This window comes from Vulcanisaeta distributa DSM 14429 (assembly GCF_000148385.1).
Lineage (GTDB): Archaea > Thermoproteota > Thermoprotei > Thermoproteales > Thermocladiaceae > Vulcanisaeta > Vulcanisaeta distributa.
The window spans coordinates 1728606-1750292 of sequence record NC_014537.1 but is presented as its reverse complement, the minus strand read 5'-3'; the positions used below and the strand labels follow the sequence as shown (position 1 = coordinate 1750292).

General features: G+C 42.5%; 26 protein-coding genes and 1 tRNA gene. 10 read left to right on the top strand and 17 right to left on the bottom strand.

Annotated elements, in window-relative coordinates; genetic code table 11:
* Window positions 1-10: 10 nt before the first annotated feature.
* Window positions 11-1588: an ATPase, T2SS/T4P/T4SS family gene (locus tag VDIS_RS09160; RefSeq protein WP_013336957.1), complete on the top strand. Its 1578-nt coding sequence runs from the start codon at window positions 11-13 to the stop codon at window positions 1586-1588.
* Window positions 1575-2342, top strand: a complete 768-nt coding sequence (locus tag VDIS_RS09155) for a hypothetical protein (RefSeq protein WP_148678304.1) — start codon at window positions 1575-1577, stop codon at window positions 2340-2342. Before VDIS_RS09160 ends, VDIS_RS09155 begins: the two co-directional genes overlap by 14 nt.
* Here the strand turns inward: VDIS_RS09155 and thsB are convergent.
* The 3 genes from thsB to VDIS_RS09140 form a co-directional block, all read right to left on the bottom strand.
* A complete protein-coding gene (gene thsB / locus VDIS_RS09150; RefSeq protein ID WP_013336955.1) occupies window positions 2331-4016 on the bottom strand; it encodes a thermosome subunit beta in 1686 nt (561 codons plus the stop codon). The two genes, VDIS_RS09155 and thsB, sit on opposite strands and share 12 nt — an antisense overlap.
* A 61-nt stretch (window positions 4017-4077) precedes the next feature.
* The gene (locus tag VDIS_RS09145) at window positions 4078-5112 is read right to left on the bottom strand and encodes a 2-(3-amino-3-carboxypropyl)histidine synthase subunit 1/2 (protein WP_013336954.1); all 1035 of its coding nucleotides are present in this window, start codon (window positions 5110-5112) and stop codon (window positions 4078-4080) included.
* Window positions 5113-5125: 13 nt separating this feature from the next.
* The gene (locus VDIS_RS09140) at window positions 5126-5590 is read right to left on the bottom strand and encodes a class I SAM-dependent methyltransferase family protein (protein ID WP_013336953.1); all 465 of its coding nucleotides are present in this window, start codon (window positions 5588-5590) and stop codon (window positions 5126-5128) included.
* Between the two features lie 70 nt (window positions 5591-5660).
* Here VDIS_RS09140 and speD point away from each other — a divergent pair, with 70 nt between their 5' ends.
* The gene (speD, locus tag VDIS_RS09135; protein ID WP_013336952.1) at window positions 5661-6053 is read left to right on the top strand and encodes an adenosylmethionine decarboxylase; all 393 of its coding nucleotides are present in this window, start codon (window positions 5661-5663) and stop codon (window positions 6051-6053) included.
* A 52-nt stretch (window positions 6054-6105) separates the two neighbouring features.
* Here the strand turns inward: speD and VDIS_RS09130 are convergent, their stop codons facing one another.
* From VDIS_RS09130 to VDIS_RS09120, 4 genes are all read right to left on the bottom strand, one after another.
* Complete coding sequence (locus tag VDIS_RS09130) at window positions 6106-6336, bottom strand: histone family protein (RefSeq protein ID WP_013336951.1); 231 nt, start codon at window positions 6334-6336, stop codon at window positions 6106-6108.
* A 70-nt stretch (window positions 6337-6406) separates the two neighbouring features.
* A complete protein-coding gene (locus tag VDIS_RS12685) occupies window positions 6407-6586 on the bottom strand; it encodes a hypothetical protein (RefSeq protein WP_013336950.1) in 180 nt (59 codons plus the stop codon).
* Window positions 6586-7374, bottom strand: a complete 789-nt coding sequence (locus VDIS_RS09125; RefSeq protein ID WP_013336949.1) for an ERCC4 domain-containing protein — start codon at window positions 7372-7374, stop codon at window positions 6586-6588. Before VDIS_RS09125 ends, VDIS_RS12685 begins: the two co-directional genes overlap by 1 nt.
* Before the next feature lie 56 nt (window positions 7375-7430).
* A complete protein-coding gene (locus VDIS_RS09120; RefSeq protein WP_013336948.1) occupies window positions 7431-8300 on the bottom strand; it encodes a DMT family transporter in 870 nt (289 codons plus the stop codon).
* A 106-nt stretch (window positions 8301-8406) separates the two neighbouring features.
* Between VDIS_RS09120 and VDIS_RS09115 the strand changes: the two genes are divergently transcribed.
* Both VDIS_RS09115 and VDIS_RS09110 read left to right on the top strand, forming a co-directional pair.
* Window positions 8407-9102, top strand: a complete 696-nt coding sequence (locus tag VDIS_RS09115) for a phosphoribosyltransferase (protein WP_013336947.1) — start codon at window positions 8407-8409, stop codon at window positions 9100-9102.
* A gap of 53 nt (window positions 9103-9155) precedes the next feature.
* Window positions 9156-9707, top strand: a complete 552-nt coding sequence (locus VDIS_RS09110) for a hypothetical protein (RefSeq protein ID WP_013336946.1) — start codon at window positions 9156-9158, stop codon at window positions 9705-9707.
* Between the two features lies 1 nt (window position 9708).
* On the opposite strand, the gene nucS is transcribed toward VDIS_RS09110, so the two are convergent.
* Genes nucS through VDIS_RS09090 form a run of 4 tightly spaced genes read right to left on the bottom strand, consistent with a single transcriptional unit; the run spans window position 9709 to window position 12365 of the window.
* Window positions 9709-10464 (bottom strand): endonuclease NucS, encoded by a 756-nt coding sequence (nucS, locus tag VDIS_RS09105; RefSeq protein ID WP_013336945.1) that lies wholly within the window; start codon window positions 10462-10464, stop codon window positions 9709-9711.
* 46 nt (window positions 10465-10510) lie between these two features.
* Window positions 10511-10885 carry a hypothetical protein gene (locus VDIS_RS09100; protein WP_013336944.1) on the bottom strand — a complete coding sequence of 125 codons (375 nt, stop codon included), beginning with the start codon at window positions 10883-10885 and terminating at the stop codon, window positions 10511-10513.
* Window positions 10882-11109, bottom strand: coding sequence for a hypothetical protein (locus VDIS_RS09095; RefSeq protein WP_013336943.1), 228 nt, complete (start codon window positions 11107-11109; stop codon window positions 10882-10884). Before VDIS_RS09095 ends, VDIS_RS09100 begins: the two co-directional genes overlap by 4 nt.
* 59 nt (window positions 11110-11168) lie before the next feature.
* Window positions 11169-12365: a citrate synthase/methylcitrate synthase gene (locus VDIS_RS09090; RefSeq protein ID WP_013336942.1), complete on the bottom strand. Its 1197-nt coding sequence runs from the start codon at window positions 12363-12365 to the stop codon at window positions 11169-11171.
* 167 nt (window positions 12366-12532) lie between these two features.
* On the opposite strand from VDIS_RS09090, the gene VDIS_RS09085 reads away from it, so the two are divergent.
* A complete protein-coding gene (locus VDIS_RS09085; RefSeq protein WP_052885927.1) occupies window positions 12533-13069 on the top strand; it encodes a nicotinamide-nucleotide adenylyltransferase in 537 nt (178 codons plus the stop codon).
* A gap of 43 nt (window positions 13070-13112) precedes the next feature.
* Here the strand turns inward: VDIS_RS09085 and VDIS_RS09080 are convergent.
* The 4 genes from VDIS_RS09080 to VDIS_RS09070 form a co-directional block, all read right to left on the bottom strand.
* A tRNA-Asn gene (locus tag VDIS_RS09080) sits at window positions 13113-13200 on the bottom strand.
* A gap of 172 nt (window positions 13201-13372) precedes the next feature.
* Window positions 13373-13522: a hypothetical protein gene (locus VDIS_RS12885; protein ID WP_171804855.1), complete on the bottom strand. Its 150-nt coding sequence runs from the start codon at window positions 13520-13522 to the stop codon at window positions 13373-13375.
* 113 nt (window positions 13523-13635) lie between these two features.
* Window positions 13636-13779, bottom strand: coding sequence for a hypothetical protein (locus VDIS_RS12880; protein WP_013336938.1), 144 nt, complete (start codon window positions 13777-13779; stop codon window positions 13636-13638).
* A 139-nt stretch (window positions 13780-13918) separates the two neighbouring features.
* Window positions 13919-15184: a Glu/Leu/Phe/Val family dehydrogenase gene (locus tag VDIS_RS09070; protein WP_013336937.1), complete on the bottom strand. Its 1266-nt coding sequence runs from the start codon at window positions 15182-15184 to the stop codon at window positions 13919-13921.
* Window positions 15185-15312: 128 nt separating this feature from the next.
* Between VDIS_RS09070 and VDIS_RS09065 the strand changes: the two genes are divergently transcribed.
* The 3 genes from VDIS_RS09065 to VDIS_RS09055 all read left to right on the top strand — a co-directional run bounded on the left by VDIS_RS09065 (window position 15313) and on the right by VDIS_RS09055 (window position 16770).
* Window positions 15313-15654, top strand: coding sequence for a PadR family transcriptional regulator (locus tag VDIS_RS09065; RefSeq protein WP_013336936.1), 342 nt, complete (start codon window positions 15313-15315; stop codon window positions 15652-15654).
* A complete protein-coding gene (locus VDIS_RS09060; protein WP_148678303.1) occupies window positions 15635-16255 on the top strand; it encodes a CDP-alcohol phosphatidyltransferase family protein in 621 nt (206 codons plus the stop codon). Before VDIS_RS09065 ends, VDIS_RS09060 begins: the two co-directional genes overlap by 20 nt.
* 74 nt (window positions 16256-16329) lie before the next feature.
* The gene (locus tag VDIS_RS09055) at window positions 16330-16770 is read left to right on the top strand and encodes a DUF2286 domain-containing protein (RefSeq protein ID WP_013336934.1); all 441 of its coding nucleotides are present in this window, start codon (window positions 16330-16332) and stop codon (window positions 16768-16770) included.
* A gap of 24 nt (window positions 16771-16794) precedes the next feature.
* On the opposite strand, the gene VDIS_RS09050 is transcribed toward VDIS_RS09055, so the two are convergent.
* Window positions 16795-19422, bottom strand: a complete 2628-nt coding sequence (locus VDIS_RS09050) for a DNA-directed DNA polymerase I (RefSeq protein ID WP_013336933.1) — start codon at window positions 19420-19422, stop codon at window positions 16795-16797.
* Between the two features lie 124 nt (window positions 19423-19546).
* Here VDIS_RS09050 and VDIS_RS09045 point away from each other — a divergent pair, with 124 nt between their 5' ends.
* On the top strand, window positions 19547-20302 hold the full coding sequence (locus VDIS_RS09045) for a CPBP family intramembrane glutamic endopeptidase (protein WP_013336932.1): 756 nt from the start codon (window positions 19547-19549) through the stop codon (window positions 20300-20302).
* Here the strand turns inward: VDIS_RS09045 and VDIS_RS09040 are convergent.
* A complete protein-coding gene (locus VDIS_RS09040; protein WP_013336931.1) occupies window positions 20277-21686 on the bottom strand; it encodes a nucleotide-binding protein in 1410 nt (469 codons plus the stop codon). The genes VDIS_RS09045 and VDIS_RS09040 overlap by 26 nt on opposite strands.
* Between the last annotated feature and the right edge of the window lies 1 nt (window position 21687).

The window sequence follows — 21687 nt, the reverse complement described above, 5'->3', positions numbered from 1 at the left end:
TGGTGAAATCATGAGAATCCTCACATCCTCACTAAGCATAACTGATGGCAAGGAATCACTATTGACTAGATTAGTGATCTCTCATCAAGTCCTGAACTGCATTAAATGCCCATTAATTGGTAAGTGCGATTTCACGAGGAATCTTTCAAACATGGCCATGGAGGGTAGGGTTGATGTTGACGCAATCGAAGCATTAAGTACCTGCGAGCTGGCAAATTTAAGATCTCTGCTTAATGCCATACGTAAGTCAGGCGATAATAAGGAGTTCATAAATAGACTCCTTAACTTACTAATTAAGGGTAGTGTTAAGTCTCATTTAAGAATAGAATTGCTTAAGGAGGGCTCTGTCATTACAATGGACGATTTCTCATTAGTAGTTGATAATGCTAAATCAATGATTAATAAATCCATTGCCCTATCTTTCAATCTCATAATCAAGGATAGCGAATGCACGGTGGAACTTCATAAGGTCAGCAATGATTATTTAGATTACCTAATTGAATTAGTGAGTAGGGTTGTTCCTAATAATGAGTATTCCCTATCATCGTTGCTATTATCGAGGGAGAAATTCCTATCCCTATTCATTAAAGATCCCATGCTTAGGTCATCATTAGTATTAGCTAGTTTAGGCTTGGGTGACTTAGCGCCGGTAATCCTGGATCAGGAGGTTGAGGATATATTCATAACCCAGGACTCCATATACATTAACCACAGCAAGCATGGTATCTGCAGGGTTGTTAATGCTGACGCTCAAGCAATTGCGAAGCAGTTTCTTAAGATTGCGAACATAAGTGGTGTTAGGGTTTCTGTGGACAACCCAAGTGGTAAGTTCTCGATTATGATAAGTAACAAGAGACTTAGAATTTCTGTGGATAGGTGGCCCTTGGTTGAGGGTTTGTCCGTGCATGTTAGGCTTCATAAAAAGCCGTTCACAATTAATGAATTAATAAATTCAGGCTCGATAAGTACTGAAGAAGCAGGTAAATTAATCGTGGCATTACGCAATGGGTTTAGCATCTTAATAATGGGTCCACCATCAAGCGGCAAAACAACACTATTAAATGCACTGGATATGGCGCTACCTCTGAACTTGAGGAGGATCTACATTGATGAGACGGATGAATCCCTGGAACTACCGACACCAAGTATTAAAATTAAGTCAATAATTGGCAAGACTGAGGAGGTACTTAAGTCACTACATAGGGGTTATGGTGTATTAATCATTGGTGAATTGAGGGATAGGGACCATTTCGAGGCTTTAATTCACGGTGTTAATGCAGGTCTCCAGGTATTAGGCACTACACATGCAGATAGTAGTGAGGCGCTGATGAATAGGTTAAGGGCCTTCTCATTAAGTGAATTAATCGACCTTAGTAAATTCGTGTTGGTATCCATGGAAAGGGTTGGTTCGGTACGTAGGGTTAAGTCCATTACTTATCCGAAGAGCTTCAATCCAGGACAGCAGGAAGTCAGTGCCGTAGTTAGTGTAATAACGAGGTTGAACCGCGTTATTAATGACGACTATGTTGAGTATTCAATTCAATTAAACAAATTATTGAGTAATGGTGGTGGCAATGAGCCTAAATGAATACTTACTGGGCAGCGCCAGGGCAAGGGCTCAGGAAATAATCGATTCACTTGATAAGTCCCTAACAATAATTGTTGGTATCACATCGATAGGCCCCATAGCCCTATTCATATTCTCCACGTTGGTAAACCCATACCTCTCACTTCTCATACCAATCTTTGTAACATTCATGACCCTCATTATTAGGAGATTATTCCTTAGGTTTAAGGGGAGACTCAATAATGAGTTGCTGAATTCCATGAATGCTAGGGATGGTTTCATTAGCGAATTATTAAGTGGTGATGGGTCGTTGATTATGAGCGTTCTTGGGGCTGATGATTCACGTAGGTGGATCTATCTACTTAGGTCTTTATATGATGCTAGCGGTGATATCCTCGATTCTCTACTATCCAGGGAATTACAGGGTAATCTCTCAATGAGTGAAGCGAGCCTTGCCAGGTACGTATTAGCGCTTAGATACGCAAGTGATAAGGTAGTAATTAGTGCATTGAGTAGGGGTTTAAGAACAGCAATGCTTAGTTATTACGTTCTTCTTTTCGCGATACCCGCGGTAGCGAAGTCGCTTCAATACCTTGGGATTCATTGGAATATTACCTTCATAATCTCGATACAGGTAATAATATCAGTAGTGATTATGATATTCGTGAGAATGATAAGGAGGGAATTTAATATTAATGTTAATACGTACGTAATTTTTGCAATGATGATTTTAAGCGTTTTATTGAGCTTCGTACTTTTAATATTAATCAAGTGAACTTGAGGAACTCTCGCTCTTGCTCTCCTCGCCCTCTTTCTTCTCCTCCTTCTTCTCACTCTCAATCTTGCTAGCGGCAATTATCTCATCAATCCTCAGTACCATTGTGGCGGCCTCAACGGCAGCCTTCAATGCCTGTAACTTAACGGTTAATGGTTCTATTACGTCAATGGACCACATATCGGCAACCTTGCCCGTGAAGGCGTTAATACCGTACTTCCAGCCATCCTCCTTACTCTCATGTATGTGCCTTAGCTCTGTTAATACGTCAACTGCGTCAAGACCTGCATTCTCGGCTAGTGTCTTTGGTATTACCTCAACAGCATTTGCAAAGGCCTCCACCGCGTACTGTTCCCTGCCGCCAACCTTAGCCGCGAATTGCCTAACGACCTTGGCAACCTCCATCTCCGGTGCTCCACCGCCAGGTAGTACATAGGGCTCCTCAATGACGTCAGAAACCACGCTGAGCGCATCGGTTAGGTTCCTCTCGGCCTCGTCAACGAGTCTCTCGAAGCCACCCCTAATCAATATACTTACTGCCTTCGGGTTCTTGCACTGCTCAACAAAGACCATCTTCTCATCTCCAACCCTCCTCTCCTCAACAAGACCTGCAAAGCCTAGGTCTGCCTCCGTCATATCCTCAATATTAGTCACTAGCCTACCACCGGTTGCTCTTACTAACTTCTCAATGTCACTCCTCTTAACCCTCCTAACAGCTAGGATGCCAGCCTTTGCCAGGTAGTACTGAGCCATGTCGTCAATGCCCTTCGTCGTGAAGACGGCATTTACCCCAAGTGCCTTGAATTTGTCAACGTAGGACTTCAGTATGTTCTCCTCCTCCTCAAGGAACGCCCTTATTTGGTTGGGGTCGTTAATCCTAATCTCCGCATCGATCTCTGGCTTCTCAACCTCAAGCGGTGCATCAAGTAAGGCGATCTTTGCATTAACAACCCTCTTGGGCATGGCTGCGTGGACAACCTCCTTATCAATCACAATACCATAGACCAGCTGCGTATCCTCAAGGGCGCCACCGTGCTTCTTAACAATCTGCACATTATCCAGGTCGGCAATCCACTTTCCATTCCTCTCCTCAGCTACCTGTAACATGGCCTTAACGGCGAGCTCGGCGAAGTAGTCCTTAACCGTCTCACTAATCTTTCCGTGCATTGCCGTGGATGCTACCTTCTTAAGCGTTGCAACATCATCCCTCTTCACAGGGACTGCGATCTTCCTTAAGTGCTCCGTTGCAACATCAAGTGCCTTCTTAAATCCTGAAACAACGACTGTTGGGTGTATATTCTTATCAAGCAATTTCTCCGCCTCCTCAAGTAATGCGCCGGCTAGTATTACGGCTGTTGTTGTTCCATCACCAACCTCATCATCCTGAGTCTTAGCAATCTCAACAAGTAACTTACCAATTGGGTGCTGTACATCCATCTCATCAAGTATTGTTGCTCCATCATTTGTTATTGTTATGTCACCAAGGCTGTCAATGAGCATCTTATCCATGCCCTTAGGACCGAGTGTCGACTTCATAACCTCAGCGACAGCCTTGGCAACCATTATGTTTATTCTCATTGCCTCCTTACCAAAGGCCCTTTGAGTTCCCTCTTTCAATACCAGTACTGGCACACCGCCGATCTGTGCTAGATATGCCTGTGTACCGCTGCTCATCGGCGACTCCGTAAAGCACTTCTATAAAAACCTTTCTTTCCCATGAAGATTAAACACTGCATCACCACACCAATAAATTACTCAAATCACGTGAATTCACCTTAAGGACATCACCAGCATTAACGACAGGCTTCGTAAACCTATCAAGATCGTCAATGCCAATCCTCGGACATGCCGTATTTACCACGGCATCCGCAGGCAAGTTATTAACATAGTCAGGCGAGACCTCATTCAAATCAATAATTACGAATTCCTTACCCAACCTCCTTAACCTATTAATCAACGCCTCAATTAAGTCAGGCCTATATTGGCCAGGCTTTCTTGAGATGATGATACCCACGGACCTCGCATTATCGAAATCCTGAATTGCCTTAACCTTCATAGCCAAGTACCTGCGGTATACATTATCTACATTCTCAATCACACTCCTAAAAACGTCGAATAGGTATACGGTGGTTTGAGGCCTTAGTAACTTAAACGTTAATGGGTAAAAGTACCCAGAGCCTATGAATAGGATCGTGTTCGGTATTGGAAATTGTATGAAGCAACCAGTTATGGGGCCAGGCGCTATTGGTGCGTTAAGTATCTTAGCAATTTCATGGGCATATAACTTATACGGTAATGAATATGCTATGAAAGGATTAATGCCTGACCTAATGAAATTACTAAGGGCATCCTTAGCCTTACTTAATAATTCAGGCTTTGGTTCGTAGTAAATAGCCGAGAATAGCACCGTGGGTCCATTCTCAATTTCAACGATAATAACATCATTAAATTCACTCCTCCTTAACCTAAAATTACTACTTATTATACGAAAAATATTGGGTGGTAAGGCATGGCCTAGGTGAATTACGTATTGATAATCACCCACCACCGAGAAATCACAGGCTCCCCAAACATTCTGACCGCTTAAATATGCCCTATAGCCCTTATTATTTAGATACCGTACAACCTCTAGCCCAACATTCTTAAATCCAAGGGGAGTTTCGACCAGTAACTTACTGCCCTTATCACCCTTACTTAATATTTCCTCAATTCCCTTAAGTGGTACTAAGTATGCACCTAATAATTCCGTTAAATCATTGCTATAATCCACGGGGTTTCATCATTTAAATGATATATAAATAAATTCTGTGTGTTCTAAATGGTCCATTAACATCGATAGTACTTATAGGCCGCCAGCCAGGCACCTCAAAATCATGGCTAACTACACGGGATCCACGCTTAAGCTCCCTACTTAATTTAGGCCTTAACTTCTCATTAACATCACTGCCTAAGTACAATGTCACGACGTCGGCTATTGAATAATCAAAGTCAAATAGGTCACCCCATACGATATATGCCTTACCCCTCAATCCCATTCTCTCAAAGGACTCAATGCAGGACCTGACCAGGGCTGGGTTAATCTCAATACCTATTCCAACGGCATTGAACATCGTAACCGCCAATATAATGATACCGCATTCACCAGCGCCTGGGTCTACAACGACCTCCCCAGGCCTCACATTTGCTAACTTAAGCATTTCAATGGCAACGTCACGTGGTGTAGGCACATAGGGCACGGACGCATTCATATCTCCCTCTTTTATTTAAAGGAAAAGAATTTAAAGGCATGCCTATACCGAGGTCTTAGAACCCAAAGCCATGTCTACAACATCCCAATTGGAGTACGAAAGGTTAAATGGGGTGATCGGTAAGCACGTGTATGGTAATTTATACGGGGTTGACCCGAACATTCTAAGTGATGAGAAATTCCTACGGTCATTGGTAATAAAGGCTGCCGAGATAGCCAATGTCCACTTAGTCGAAGTCAAGTCATGGAAGTTCATAAATGGTGATAAGGAGGGGGTGAGCGTGTTGGCGTTAGTTGTGGAGAGCCACATAGCAATACACACATGGCCAGTCTATAGGTTTGCCACGGTTGACGTATACACGTGTGGTGATCACAGCATGCCCGATAAGGCATTTAATTACATCGTTAGTGTCCTTAAGCCGAGGAGGTACATTGTTAATTATGCAGATAGATCAAGCGAGTAATGAATAATTAAAATAAATAAATTTAATTATATTTCATATTTAAATAGTGGCATTATGATGTTGGCGCAGGTATACATCTGAGAATTCTAATTGCTGTTTTAACATCGTCAGCTGTTACTGTCTTTCTTCCAGCATGTCTCGCTAATTCTATGCTCTTTGATGCTATATCAAACGCAATATACTCAAGGATATCTCTCAATGCTTGTATTGCATCTTCACCAACCCTTTCAGCACCCGCCTTATGGAAAATTCTATCTATTGGTGCCAGTGGTAATTCCGGCATTAATGATCTTCTTTAGGGATTAATATTTAAGGATTTTTCCTCTTTTTACATGTAAGGAATTACATGTGTTTTAAAGACCTATATCTTCTAATTTATAGGTTAATGTTGCGAATTTCGTCTTATATAAATAAAAAATCTTGCCGCAGTTATTACAGCGGCATGCAATTATGAAGTTCTCACTACCCCTTCTACTTAGGAATTGCACCATTGCCCAGTTATTCATGCCGCAGTATGGGCATGTGATTACCATTATTTATCACCGAGGAAATCCGTTATATTGCGCCTATTATTAATACTATCTCCAACCTTTTTATTCTCTCTATTATCGGTATCGCTTTTACCCTCACTCATTTCCTTAATGGCCTCGTCTATTGGAATGACTGTGCCATTTTCTTCGTCACCATACTTCGTAGTTAATACCTTCCTAACAATGCTAACTATGCCCTCATTAATATTATCAACCCTCCTGGTCCACTGCCCTAAATTATTCAGTGCGTCGAGTGGAGTTCCAAAGGCTTTCAATAATGCCTCAGCCCTCTTTGGACCTATGCCAGGCAATGATGATAGGAATTGAATCTGAGCATCCCTAATCGTTTCGCTTCTCTTAATAGGTATTGTCTTGATACCCCTACTTCCCGCCTTCTCTGCCAAGGACTTCAGGACATAAGCCGTACCCTCCTCATCAGGCGTGTACAGGATCCTAATACCCATGTCAATTAACGTACTCAATGCGCCAAGTACTGAGTGCCTATGTACATCCCTCCTATTAATGGCCCTCCATAAATCGCCCTCAATAATTATGTAGGCCCTATCGAATGCACGGAGTAATTCCCTGCTCTGCTCAAATAATCTGCCATCAACTATTGACGATATGAAGTCCATGGCCCTCTTACGCTCAACACCAACATTATTAGGTAATACGTAATCGCCAATGTCGAGTTTACGAGGAATGACATTACAGCCTAACCTCTTAATCCATTTAACGACCTCCTCAGCTGTTTCGTACTCACGCGAATCGACTATTACAACGCAATCCACAGAATTCCCACTTAAAGGAGGAAAGAAAAGAACTAATTAATTTACCTAATCCACACTTAAGTCCCTCCATGAACCTCCTCAGAAACAACCATGTAAATACCAAGTAGTGTGATGACAATACCAACTATGGTTAATGCCTGAGGAACCTGGTGAAATATCGCGAATGCAAGTAATGAGGCACCAATTGGCTCTCCCAATGTCGATGTGGTTACGGTTATGGCCCTTGAATACCTAAGGGAGTAATTCAATAATGTATGACCAAGTAGCATTGGGCCAAGTACGATCATTGATATGTAGAACCAGGTATACAGTGGATAGGGCCAGAACCTAGTGTGCATTATTAAGCCAACAATTAACGTCGTTACTGCTGAAACGCTGTAAACAGGCACGGTATATGTCGCCAAAGATGCTTTAACCCTGATGAACCTACCGATTAGGAAATACACAGCACCAGACACGGCACCAGCCAACGCGAGTAGATCACCGATTAGGGCCTTTGTGTTCACGTAAAATTCAGGTACTGTAATTAATACAATGCCTAGGAAGGCGGTTAAGGTGCCTATTATTGATCGCTTGCCAACCCTCTCACCTATTAATCTACCCATTGCCAATGTGAATATTGGGTATGTTGAGACCAGCGTGGTGCTTGCGGCTACCGTGGTTAGGTATAGGCTCTCAATCCAGGTCATGAAGTGCGTCGCCAATGCAATACCGCTAACTACCATTAGTGTCAGTTCATTAATTGATGGCGCATAGGCGTTATTCTTTCTTTCAATTATAAGTAGTGGCGATAATACTGCTGCAGCTATCGCAGTCCTCCAAAAGGCCACGGCTATTGGTTGGGCGCCAGACAGTAGTATTAATATTGATGCCCAGGATATTGCCGTCACCGCCACCGCAAGTATTATGTAGTACCTAATTGCCATAAAGCACTTCCGAATTAGCAAACATCAAAGTTTAAATGCATTAATAATGCATTATCTCAGCGTGAGCATGAAATTTATAAATCAGTCATGAGAATTATCAAAAAACGTGGTTAAGGTACCAATAAGGCTTGTTAGTTGGGATGAAATAGCCGAGTGGGCTAGGGTATTATCAATGAAAATAAAGGATTCAGGTTGGTTACCGGATATCGTAGTTGCAATAGCCAGGGGTGGTTATGCACCGGCCAGGCTCGTCTGCGATTACTTAGGCATTACCGACTTAATAAGTCTCCAGGTTGTTCATTGGCCATCAACAGCCCAGGTCGCTGAGAAGGCATACATTAAGTACCCCTTATCCGTTGATCTAAGCGGTAAGAAGGTTCTTGTGATAGATGACATAGTTGATACTGGGGACTCTATACAATTAGCTAAGGAGCACATAGAACGTAATAACAAAAACGTAGAGGTAAGGACAGCAGCCCTTCAGTGGATATCGACGGTTGCCAAGTTTAAGCCTGATTATTGGGCTATTGAGGTTAGGGATTGGACGTGGTTTGTCTATCCGTGGAATATCACCGAAGACACTACGAACTTCATAAGGAGGGTACTTACCGAGGAGTCTAAGGGTGGTAAGAGGGAGTGGACTTTGAATGAGATAATTAATAAGTTGGTTGATTGGTATGGCGATGAGATCCTCAAGGTTAAGGTCACCTACATAGACCTGGCACTGAGGAATCTGGAGAAGCAGGGTATAATCACTAGGACTTATAAGGATAGTGTTGAGCACATAGTGCTTAAGGCGTGATTAACCAAGTGAGAGAGTAATCATTTTTAAAGCCCACGATTAATGAGTAATGAATGCTAACACAGGAGGAAAGGATAAGGATTTCCATAGTAGGCAAGTTGGGGAGGTTCAGGATATACCTATTCCTAGTACTACTGTTGCTTTATCTGGCGGCTTACTTCCTTGGATATGCTGTAAAGCCCGGCCAGCAATTCGCATCCCAGGTAAACCAGGAAATTAATCAGGAGGAGTCAATGATTAATAAGTTATCATCAGTGTCCCAGGTCGCAGCCTTCTCTTACAAGCTAACTAACCTAATGATGTCGTTAGGTCCATCATTAATACCGCTCTTTGGTATTTGGAATACGGCCGAGCAGTGGGTCTATGCTGGTATTGCCACGAATGCCGTGTCAAGCAGTACTGCCGTGTCAATAATGGCCGAGACAATATTGCTATCGATCATAATCGCGATACCCTCAACAGATGGTCTGCTTTTAACGCTGTTGCTGATTAATTACGGAAGAAATAGGGAATTTAGGGACCTAACGATACTTTCCCTGCGCTGGTATATAATGTCCGTTATCCTCGCCGTAGTATTCCTAGTACTATTCTCAGCAATACCATGATCTAAATTAAGCTCTTTGGTTCAACACGCCTAAACTCAAGTCCGTACTGCCTTAAGTAGTGGTAGGCTGCGGACGATATTGAGGGTGCAACGAGTATACCCCTAACGTTTTTGCTCTCCTTTTGACTTAAGTGCTCTACGTAACGCTTAAGTTGATTAACAGCCTCTGGACCTGCCTGGCTCCTCTTGCATTCAATAACCACAAGGTTGCCCTTGGAGTCCTTACCCAGTAGGTCTATATCGCCAACAATCGTATGGTACTCCCTGGCGATTATTTGTAGTCCATCCTCAACAATACTTGGGTTACTTACTATGGCATTTACTAAGTCCTCCTCAGTACCAAAGACCCTGTAATTCAACGTAATACCAAGCCTCACAGCGCTAACGAACCTAATCACAGGTATCTCCACCATAACCACCTCCCTAGGGCTTGCCCTAACACTCCTGAGTGTTAGTACGCCGAGATTTATTGAGGCATATAGCGTAGATGGTGGTGGATTCCAAAGCCTGGGTTTCTCCTTATTAGATTCATGAACCATGAACGTCCCATCAGGCTTCGATATGACCAACCTAGGCATTAAATCCTCAAGTTGCGACTTTGCCCTACCTTCGTAAAACGCAGTCATGTCTCCATAAATGAGTATTACGTGGGTACTCTTCCTAAGATTTATGAGTCGAAGAGCCTCGGTTGGTGATGGGTCAACCAGGTATTCGAGGTCCGGCGTCGCTTCCCTATTCATGAAGCTCGTGATATCCATTTAATATTACTTACTATCTATAAACATAAGAGTTTTCCCTTACCCATCATTTCGTATACTCAACATCATCCTCACTTATCAACTCCAATTCAAAGTTCAAGCCATAAAGTATTTTGGCAATATCAAACGTGCTAAGCCTTAACGGGTTAATGACTATATTAAGTATATAATTCTCGACCCACATATCGAGTGGCTTAATGATCCTTTGAGTATCGTCTAAATTACCTGCCTTAATCACCCTAAATCTATAGTACCTCGCGTATGCCGTACATCCATTATCAAGGGCCTTATTCATAAAATTCGTATCATCATTAGTCATTACTAGCGCTCCCTCATTACTTAAACTGAGTATGTTTACATTTTCGTTCTTAATAACACTATCAAGGCATTCCTTCCACTTGATTAGGTAAACAAGGCTCATTGATAAATCATCTTCTCAATGAATTCCCTAACTCTACGGATATCACTTTCCTCAATCTCCACTAGGTTTAGGGCGTTACGCAGTATAGCGTTAAGTTCATCCTCAGTTACTGAATTAATTTCGTTGAGTTCGGTTAATATGTAATTGATCACGGCGCGGGCAGCCAATCCTCTTAGGCTAATCTGTATATTCTTCAATTCCTTTAATAATTCATCATTAGGCATCGAAATCGAAGAAATTAAGAAATGCAGTGCTTTTAACACTTTTTACTAGCGAAGGCCTATCACTGCCTTTTATCGATGGGTACGTAGGGTACGTCATGAGGACCTGTGTAACATGCCCTAGGTCTAAATAACCTGTGCTGGTCTAAATACTCAATGGCGTGCGCAGCCCACCCAACCACCCTCGACATCGCAAATATTGGCGTGTAGTATTCATAGGGTATTCCGAGCAGGTACATGGCTATGCCACTCCAGAAGTCAATATTTGGATAAAGCTTCTTCGGAGCCAACTTCTCAAGGACTACCTTCTCCACCTCCTCTGCAATCCTATACCACGTCATATTACCCTTGACCTCGCTTAACTGCCTAACAAGCTCCTTGTAAATCCTTGCCCTTGGATCATAGGCCTTATACACCCTATGACCAACACCCATCACTCTCTTTCCCTCCGCAAGTAGTTTCTCCACGTATGGCCTAGCATTCTCGGGACTTCCAATCTCTAGGTATTGCTTCATTGCAGCCTCATTGGCACCACCATGGAGTGGACCCTTCAGTGTGGCTATACCGGCTGCGATAGCTGAATACAAATCCGTCCATGTCGATATTGCTACCAGCGTAGCGAATGTCGATGCAGGCACCTCATGATCAATGTGGAGGACTAAGTATAGGTCTATTGCCTTTGTCGATGTTTCATCGGGCTCCTTCCCAAACATCATATAGAGGAAGTTAGCGGCGTGGCTTAGATCCTTCCTAGGCTTAACTAGGTCAAGACCTCTACTGGCTCTGTAATGTGCGGCTATCATTATTGGTAGGGCTGACGTTAGTTTAACAGCCCTCTTGAGATTGGCCTCCTTACTGTAATCGTTTGGGTTCTCATCAAAGGCACCCAGGGCGGCCACACCGGCCTCTAGGGCTAGCATTGGGTGCGCCTTAACCTTACCTAAGGTAGTTACTATTGAATAAACCTCACTGGGTAAGTCCCTATATGAGGCCAACAATTCCTTAAAGTCTTCAAGCTCCTTCCTATTAGGTAATTTACCGTAGAGTATTAAATACGCCACCTCTTCAAATGTTGAGTATTTAGCTAAGTCATCAATTCTATAACCCCTATACCAAAGAATTCCGTTTTTACCATCAATATCACTTATGGTGGTGGTCTTTACAAGGACGTCCTCAAGACCATGAATTATAGGTCCGCAAGGACTTTGAATGACTTTACCACTGGTCTCAATCTTAACCTCCTTAACCTCCTCACTCATACGCTTTCGACTTAATAAACACTTATTTAAATACTATCCTAGTATATAGTTTAACTAGATTTAAGGTATTAGTCAACTGTCGAGTTTTTAATAGATAGCTATAGAATTACAGCCATTGCGTGAGTAATAAAAGGGGGGACTTAATATTACCGAAATTAGTGAATGTAATGATTAGGGGTCTTTTCATTGGTAGGTTTCAACCACCTCATTGGGGACATGTTTGGGCAGTAAAGGATATACTTAATGAGGTTAATGAGTTAATAATAGTGATTGGTTCTGCGCAATTCAATTACATAATTAAGGACCCATTCACCGTGGGTGAAAGAATTTGGATGTTAAGAGAGGCTTTAAGGGAGGGTGGTGTGGACTTGTCGAGGATTATAATCGTACCAATACCAAACATTGAAAATAATGCAGCATGGTTCGGTTACTTAAGGTCGTACGTACCACCATTTCAAGTTGCCTATACGGGCAACCCATTCGTAGCTATGTTACTCAAGGAGGTGGGTATCGAGGTAAGGCAACAACCACTTTATGATAGGCAGAAATATAATTCCACAAGGATTAGAGAATTAATGCTTAGGGACGACCCTGAGTGGGAAAAACTCGTACCGAAATCCGTAGCTGAAATAATAAGGAAGATAAACGGAATAGAAAGACTAAAAATAATAGCGACAGGTGAGGCTGAACCGCATAGGTGGTGAACGTCACCTAAAATGCCCACAGGCCGAAACAAAACAACCGTGTTGGCGCCGCCGCCGGGATTTGAACCCGGGACCTACGGGTTCCTGCAGGGTTAACAGCCCGCCGCTCTACCGGGCTGAGCTACGGCGGCAAGTCAATGCTGCCTTGTTAGAATTTAAGTTTTTTGTCCTGATTGGGTATTGATTAATCTCACTCTATTGGGTTAATGTGTTACTGACTTCATTTGGGTATGTATATGAACATGGTCTTGGGCCTATGAAGCCATAGCACGTGAATAAACATTAACTGATAATCCTTCGTACTCAATACCTCACCGTCCTTAACAGCCTTAAATTTGGGCTTATCCCATAGAGACTCCTCATTAACTTATTAGTCATTGAGCGCTCAATGAGGGTGATACCTGGGTTCTTCTCATGTAAAGCCTTTATCAATCCATTGTGATCTGGTTCCATATGGTGAATCACAACACAATCCAGGTCACAGATTTCTATCATAGAACTCAGAGGCGCCAAAGAAATCATGCTCTAAGCTCTTCTTCCACGTGTCAAAGAGTATTGCCGTATCATCAATTAAATAGATGTGCATTGTACATAACTCCCTCGGGTATTTGCCATAATGCCTTAAAGTACCTCGTCAATGTATCGTTATACCTTAGAACAATTAGATCCTTACTTACCTTATCTATCACTATGTTGTTTTTGATTTCCATTACAATATTCGGAATAATGTGAATTTTAAGTCAAGAATAATGTGTTTATTTAAAATAATTTATTTATTTTTAATTGATTAGAATTATATTAAAATATGGAAAATCTATTTTTATATTTACTTTTATTCAGATTCATTCATTAGATCCAGCCTCTAACCTTCATTGCATTGTATATCCTGTCCACAGCCTCTACGTAAGCAGCCTCCCTTATCGTTACCTGGCTCGTACCCAGCTTATTCCACCTATTCATTACCCTATTGAATGTATCGAGTAATATCCTCTCCAGCTTATTCCTTGTCTCCTCCTCATCCCAGAAATACCACTGCAGGTTCTCAACCCACTCCAGGTATGACATCACGACACCGCCAGCATTAGCCGCTAGGTCAGGCAGTATCCAGACACCCTTCGAGTGGAGTATCTTTTCTGCGTCAGCGGTTGTCGGTCCGTTTGCACCCTCAACTATTAGCTTAGCCTTTATATTATTGGCATTGCCCCTGTGTATTACGTTCTCCAGCGCGGCGGGCACCAATATATCAACCGGTAATTCCAGGACTTCGTCATTGGTTATCTTTCTAGTTCCTGGTGAGTCGTAATTCATGACAGTGCCGGTCTTATCCTTAACAGCCTTAACATCCGTCAGCTTAAGTCCATTTGGGTTATAAACACCGCCTTTACTGTCCGTCACTGCAACGACCTTAGCACCCATCTTCTCTAGCCAGTATGCTCCCCAGTAACCCACATTGCCGAATCCCTGAACAGCCACGGTCTTACCCTCAATACCACCCCACAGCTTCTTAGCAGCCTCCCTAGCCCAAACAGCAACACCGAAGCCTGTTGAGTACTCTCTAACTGGGTTACCCCATAGTATTACTGGCTTAGCCGTGAATACGCCGGGCACGTTGCGACCTGCGATTTTGCTGTACTCATCAACCATCCAAGCCATTATTTGTGGGTCAGTGCCAACGTCAGGTGCTGGTATATCGACCTCAGGACCTATGAAGGGTGCCAATGCCCTTGCATAACCCCTACTTAACTCCTCGAGCTCCCTCTTACTCAACTTCTTATAATCAACGGCAACCGCACCCTTACCTCCACCATATGGTAAACCATTTAATGCATTCTTGAACGTCATTACCGTGGCTAATGCTATATCCTCCTCAAGCGTCACCTCAGGGTGGAACCTTATTCCACCCTTGTAGGGTCCTAAGGCATTATTGTGCTGTACCCTATAGCCTGTGAATACCTGTATTTTTCCGTTATCCATCCTAACGGGTATGTTAACGGTTATTATTCTTTGGGGTCTACTTAGGATTTCATAGACCTCCTGCGGGTATCCACCTAACTCTATAGCTCTCTTTAGTGTTTGTAGCACACTTTCTAGGAATGTAGTTCCCCTTAGTGACATCGAGACTATGTAAGTGATGGGTTATTAAATCTTTCTCTATTGGCTTATGTAATACGAATACGCCACAGGTATTGAGGTCAAAGGTTAGCATTTAAAATTATTAATTAACGCCATTATCAAGAAATCTAATGAGCCAGAAGGCACTTAATAGGTTAATGATTAAGTTAACTAAGGAGAATCTATGGATTTACATAGTTAAGTTATTAATGGAGAGGCCTATGTATGGTTATGAAATAGCGAAGGAAATAAGGGAACGCTTTAACATCGATATAACAAATGTTGGGGTTTACGTAGTGCTTTATAAAATGGAGAGGGATGGATTACTGGAGACCTTTATTAGCAATGGTTCTAAGATGTATAGGTTAAGGCCAGATACCATAGAGCTTTGGTTAAGGGCTAGGGACTTCATATCCTCAATCCTCAAGCAAGTCTTTAACTGCGGTGTCGATTGTGGTCCTGGGAAAACTTAAGGATAGGATTGAAAGAATCGGTAGAAGGATTCTTGAGAGAGGCTTTGCTAAGGTATTGCCTCGGGATCCTAATGCATTAACTGTGTCATCACTAATCATTACATTACCAACACCCTACCTAACGTGGTTACATCATTACTGGGCCTATATACTGACATTCACGCTATTAATAATTGCGGGCGCCTTTGATATGCTTGATGGGTTAATAGCCAGGTACTGGGGAAGGGCGTCTAGGCTCGGCGCCTTCCTGGACTCCACGTTGGATAGGTACGTTGATTTCATAGCATTAATTGACCTTTGGATAGTCAGCGATATGAACCTATTAAGTACAATCTCGTTATTACTTGCAGTATTAGGCTCATTAATGACAAGTTACACGAGGGCTAGGGCTGAGGCGCTCGGCATCAAAATGATCGGCGTTGGGCTTCTTGAAAGGGAGGAGAGGCTCATTCTTATCCTTCTCATCCTCTTGATATTTATAATCACGGGCATTGGCGCAGTGGCCCTATATGGTTTAGTCCTTCTCGCATTATTAACTAATATCACTGCCATAGAGAGGATAATTACTGTTATTAGGTCTTTGAGTTCCCGTAATAATTGAATGTAATCAGCAATTTTAGTGGTAGGGTAAAGTTAAGCTTTATTAATTAATCCTCAGACATAGTAATTGTGGGTATGCCTGAGGAGAGTGAGAATGTGGTTGTTTACATAGAGAATGAGAACATAGCTAATAAGGAAATTGTTAAGTCAAGCCTCACGGATACTGTGAAGAATTACGTGAAGAAGCTATTAGATAAGTGGAACCCGGAGGAGTCAGACTTCATAGTCCTTAAGGTACCTCAGACAGTGAGCCTAGATTTACCATTAAGTAAGGAGCTTTACAAAAAGGTTGAGAAGTACGGTGTTAGGAGGGTTGGTAATAAGGCTGAGGTTGAGATACCAACTTATGAAATAATATATAGTAATAGGTGGATGGGTGAGGACATGGAGGCTGATAGATTTGTCGTAATAATGCCTTACATAAATGACAATGTCATAAACCAGGTGGTGAATAACATATTATCATCATTAACGCCGGAGAGCGAGGGAGAAGGTGAGGAGTTACTTGAGGAGTGATTTTTCACGCTTACATAATTATTATCATGAGTAGTTATCTATTATTGACGAGCCCATTACGCTTTCAAACTCAATCCCGAATGCATCAAGGACCTGCTCCAATGACGTCCTTAGGTACTCAATGTACTTATTGGGGTCTATCTCGTCAATCCTAGCCAATTGTATCGGCCTAACTCCCTCCTTACCCGTGGTCTTCACGTAGATTATTATATCGCCGGGCCTCACGTTATAGCCAAGGTTCTTTAACTGCAGTGCCGCCTTAACATGCTGTGGCGTATTCTTCGTGTATGATTCAAGGGGCTTGGTCAACGCCGTCCTTATTGCTAATTTATTGAGCGGTATTTCCTTCCTCTGCAACTTCCTATAGTAATCCCTGACCTTATCCCTAACCTCCTCAACAACCTTACCAACATCCTCAAGCCCCCGGATATCGGAGAGCAGACCCACAACCTCATTAAAGGCCTCCTTAGCAAAGTCGGGCGTGTTCCTCTTCTTACCGACCAATCCCTTTATGTCTAATTCACCATTCTGTAGTATACCGACGTAATTCTTCTTCCTACCACTCATGGCAACCAGCTTATAGACTTTGTCAAGCTCAATCTCAATACCAAACTCCTTATCCACCCACTCAATCAATTCCTTGAGCTTACTCTCATCAGGATTCCATATGAATAGGCTATCGGTATCGCCATAGATAGGCACCAACCCAAGCTCAAGCGCCTTCAACACAGTCCTAGATAACACATATCTGGCCAGGGCAGTTGTTAATTCAGCGGCAGGTGGGCAATATAACTGAAATACCTCAGCTCCCAATACACCATATGATGCGTTAATGAATACCTTGAGGGCGCTCTGTACAACATTATAATAGCTCCTTAGTAATTCACTGGGTGCGGTCTTAGCTAACTTCTTATATACGTAAGCCCTTAAGTCCCTGAGCAGGCCTACGATTAATGCAGTCAGTCCCCTCCTATCATTACACACCCAGTGAGGTAGCTCCGGTATTGGCTTATTGCTCTGTTCCTTCTCGCTTGGGCATTTAACGGTTTCGTACGATATATTCCAACGCTTTATCACAGATGGGTACATACTTGCGAAGTCAAGTACGTAGACATTCGGGAATATACCAGGCATGGGTTCGAGGACTATGGCGCCTGCGTACTTCTTACCCTTAATAATTGCCTTAGTTGCTACATCGCCCTTAGCCTTAACAATATCCTCCTTCTCAGGTATTAACCAACCTCTCCTCCTATGCTCGTAATACAGCATATTCCTAATCCACGCAGATATTTGGCTTCTAACCAGGTCATCAGGTGGTGTCTTGGATATTCTGGACATTAATATTATCAGTCTCAGTACCAGGTTGTTGTCGTACGTAGTCAGGTAAAGCCCTAGGAATGCATCCCTGAAGTTATAATTAATTAATTCGACATAGTTCATTTGGGATACGGGCTTATCCCTGCTCAACTTAGACATGCCTATTATCGCGTGGGCTATGGTGTCCAGTGTCCTATCCATACCCCTGTACTTACCGCTGAAGGCGTAAACCTCGATGGCCCTGATATTAAAGAACTTGTAAAGGTCGAGGTGTATTCCAAGGGCTATGGAGGCTTCATTTCTCCTCAGGACTATTGGTATCTCCTCCTTCTTAAAACCAAGCTTTAAAGCCCTGTGGTAGATGTAGGGTAGGTCGAAGTTATCGCCATTAAACGTAATTAGTATTGGGTATTGTAGGATTATCGAGAATAGCTCCTTCAGCATATCATACTCACTATCAAAAAACTCCACCTCAACGTCATCATACATGAGATTCTCAAGGTCCTCCGGTCTTAACTCCATATCAGGTCTCCTGAGGACCAATACCTTCTTCAAACCATCACTACCCGCAAGCCCTATCGATATGATCTCGTAATTAGCCTCCTTAGGATTCGGCACCCTATTCTCCTGTGGAGTGAATACCTCAATATCGAGAGACAGCCTCTTTATGTTTGGTACAGGGGCTTGAAACAGCGGTATCCACCTCCTCGCCTCCTCAAGGAATTCCTTATCATTGGCGTATAACTTATTTATGAAGTCCTCAATCTCAGCGGGCACCTCAATGGGTACCTGGACCAATTTGCCATCCTCGACCCTATAAAACATGCCAGGTATGATTTCGTTATCATAAATATAACATAGGTGGTACCTTATCCTAGACTCCCAAGTCTTTGGAAGTAACTCTCTTATTGAGTCAGACCTACCTCCAATGCTCAATGGGTCCTTAGCATTTATCTTTGTAAGTACGATCTTATTATCACTCAGCGGATCATACTTCTCCACAGTCTCTATGTGGCTAAATCCCGGATGTAGAATAACCTTCGTGAACTTTGTGATCAATTCCTCAGGCTTCACATTGGTTAATAGGTAAGGTTTATGTCCAGTGTTATCGTACCAAAAATAAACCCTATCATTAACTGGGTCGTAAAGCTTGACGAGGGCTTTACCAGCCTTTCCATCATAAGTCACGGTAAGCACTATTGACGGTGGTGTATTCTGCGGTGTCTCAGCCTTTATTGTTATTTCCTCCTCTTCCTCCTCCTCACGCTCCTCAAACTCCTCCTCTTCAAGCTCTTCCTCCTCCTCATCCTCCTCCCTATACTCTTTACTTCTCATTTCTCAGCAATACAGCTATAATAACTGACTTATTAAGTCGCCGCCTCCCTGCCTTAAGGTACTACGGCATTAGCATCCACATGTGAGTAGAATTATTAAGTAGAGTGTGTTAGTTAATCGAGCAATGAGTAGGTATTTAGGCGATGTTATTTGGCCCACGATACTCCTAATAGCAATAGTGATCCCTGTATTCATAACCTATGAACCATACATATTAACAAACACTCATTATGATATTGTATCATCAATAACACAAACCCTGAGTAATGCCGTTAAAAACCCAATTAACGCATTGTCAACGTACCTCCTTGGAGACCTCGCCCCATACCTATACGTAGTGATTGCAGCTTTACTCATTCTCAATAGGCGAAAGATCCATGAATTACATAATGAGTTAGGCCTGTCCTGGAAGCCACTATTTGGTAGGTTATCAATACCCATAATCATTGCCTCAGCGCTGATATGGTTCTTAATTAGCGGCTTGATACCCCTAATGATTCCTATACCCCAATTACCTCTAACGAACATACTCCTCCTTATATACACGCTATACCCAATAGCCATTAGTGAGGAAATGGTATTCAGAGGCTTCATGCTCAATAGGTTATTACCGAGGAACAACCCCATTAATGCCATCACGGCAATGCCTGCAGTAATTATAGATGCCATCTACTTTACCATGGCGCACGTGCCCGTTTACCTGGCAGTTTACGGCATAAATAACTTAATCCCATTAACCTATACGCTTGCTTACATATTCGTTTATGGGATAATTTCAGGCGTTATATTCATATCAACGAGGAACGTAATACCTGACATAATCATTCACTGGATTAATGATTACCTATCAATAATCACCGTGATTTACCTAATGCATTAGTAATAATATCGCACATTATGCTCGAGATTCTCATTGCAGCTTCCTTATAGTCCTCAAGATCTATCAACTCCTCAGGCTTTGAAGATATGGGTAATGAATTTATAACTATGAATGGTATACCTAACTTACTGATTTTCCTTCCAAAACTCCTGAGCATCTTATTTTCATGTGTTCCACCATAAGCATTATTGAGTATTACGAGCATAGGCTTCCTACCATACTTAATGAGTAAGTCAATGTGGGACTTAAGTCTAAGCAATGCGCCTTCGATTCCGTCGAAATTTGCAGAGGCTATTAATACCATGTCGGTGCTTACCTGCCTTATGAAGTCCAGTGTAGATGAGAATCCACGCTTATACCTCCTAGCCGAGCCTGTTAAAAGCCCCATAACACCTTCAATGATGAGCACGTCTAACCCAATGCCCTTAACGGCATTTAACGCCTCCTGCCAATTAACCCAACCAAGTGACTTACTACCCCATCTTAACCTTATGCTCATCCAGGGTTTAAGAGGTCTATTGAGTATGTAAAGGCTTGGATGTAAATCCCTAATGTCGCCAGCCAGTTTGGCAATACCCACGTAATAACCAGCCTTACTAAGGCAGTAGGCTAATGCACTTGATATTAGCGTCTTACCCTCCCCAGTCATGGTAGACGTTACGGTAATGACCCTCATACTCACCTCAGGATTACCACCCCCTCTACTTACCCAATCACTTTCACGATAACTTCTGTAGTAACTTGCAATTTCATTTTCGTTAACAATCCCAACCTCATGAAGTATATTCCTCATTATTGGAGATTTGTGTCCAAGTATTCCATGAACCATTGTTCCAAACACGTTGTATTTACGTGACACAACAAGTGTGGGTGCATTGATATTCTCATTCCTATAATTATGCCTAGATATATATGACATCCCAACAATCTGAACATTATCTGATAAGATATTCATCCTACCATACGTATGAGCCTGCCAACCAATTAACTCAAAACCCACGAGATTCCTGGTCGCCCAACTCTCGCCAATTATCTTAACCCTCACAGGCCCCGTAACAATCAATGGTTCAAAGGCTATGTCTAAAATGCCGAGTCCCCTGGAATATCCAGGCAGCCCCTTAACATTTAAGTTAACAGCTCTCGACAGTAATTGAGTACCTGAACAAACACCTACAGTAAAACCGCCTCTCTCAATGTATTCCCAAATCTCCTTCTCAATCCAACTATAACGTTGTAGTACCTGAGACTCCACCAAGGTTCCAGGAGGTAGTATTAATAGGTCGAGGTCCTTTATTATGCCTGGTTCATTAATACGTATATTAAATGGTAGTTCCTCATAATAAGGCATCGCACCCCTAACACTTAATACGCCAATCCTTTTCATG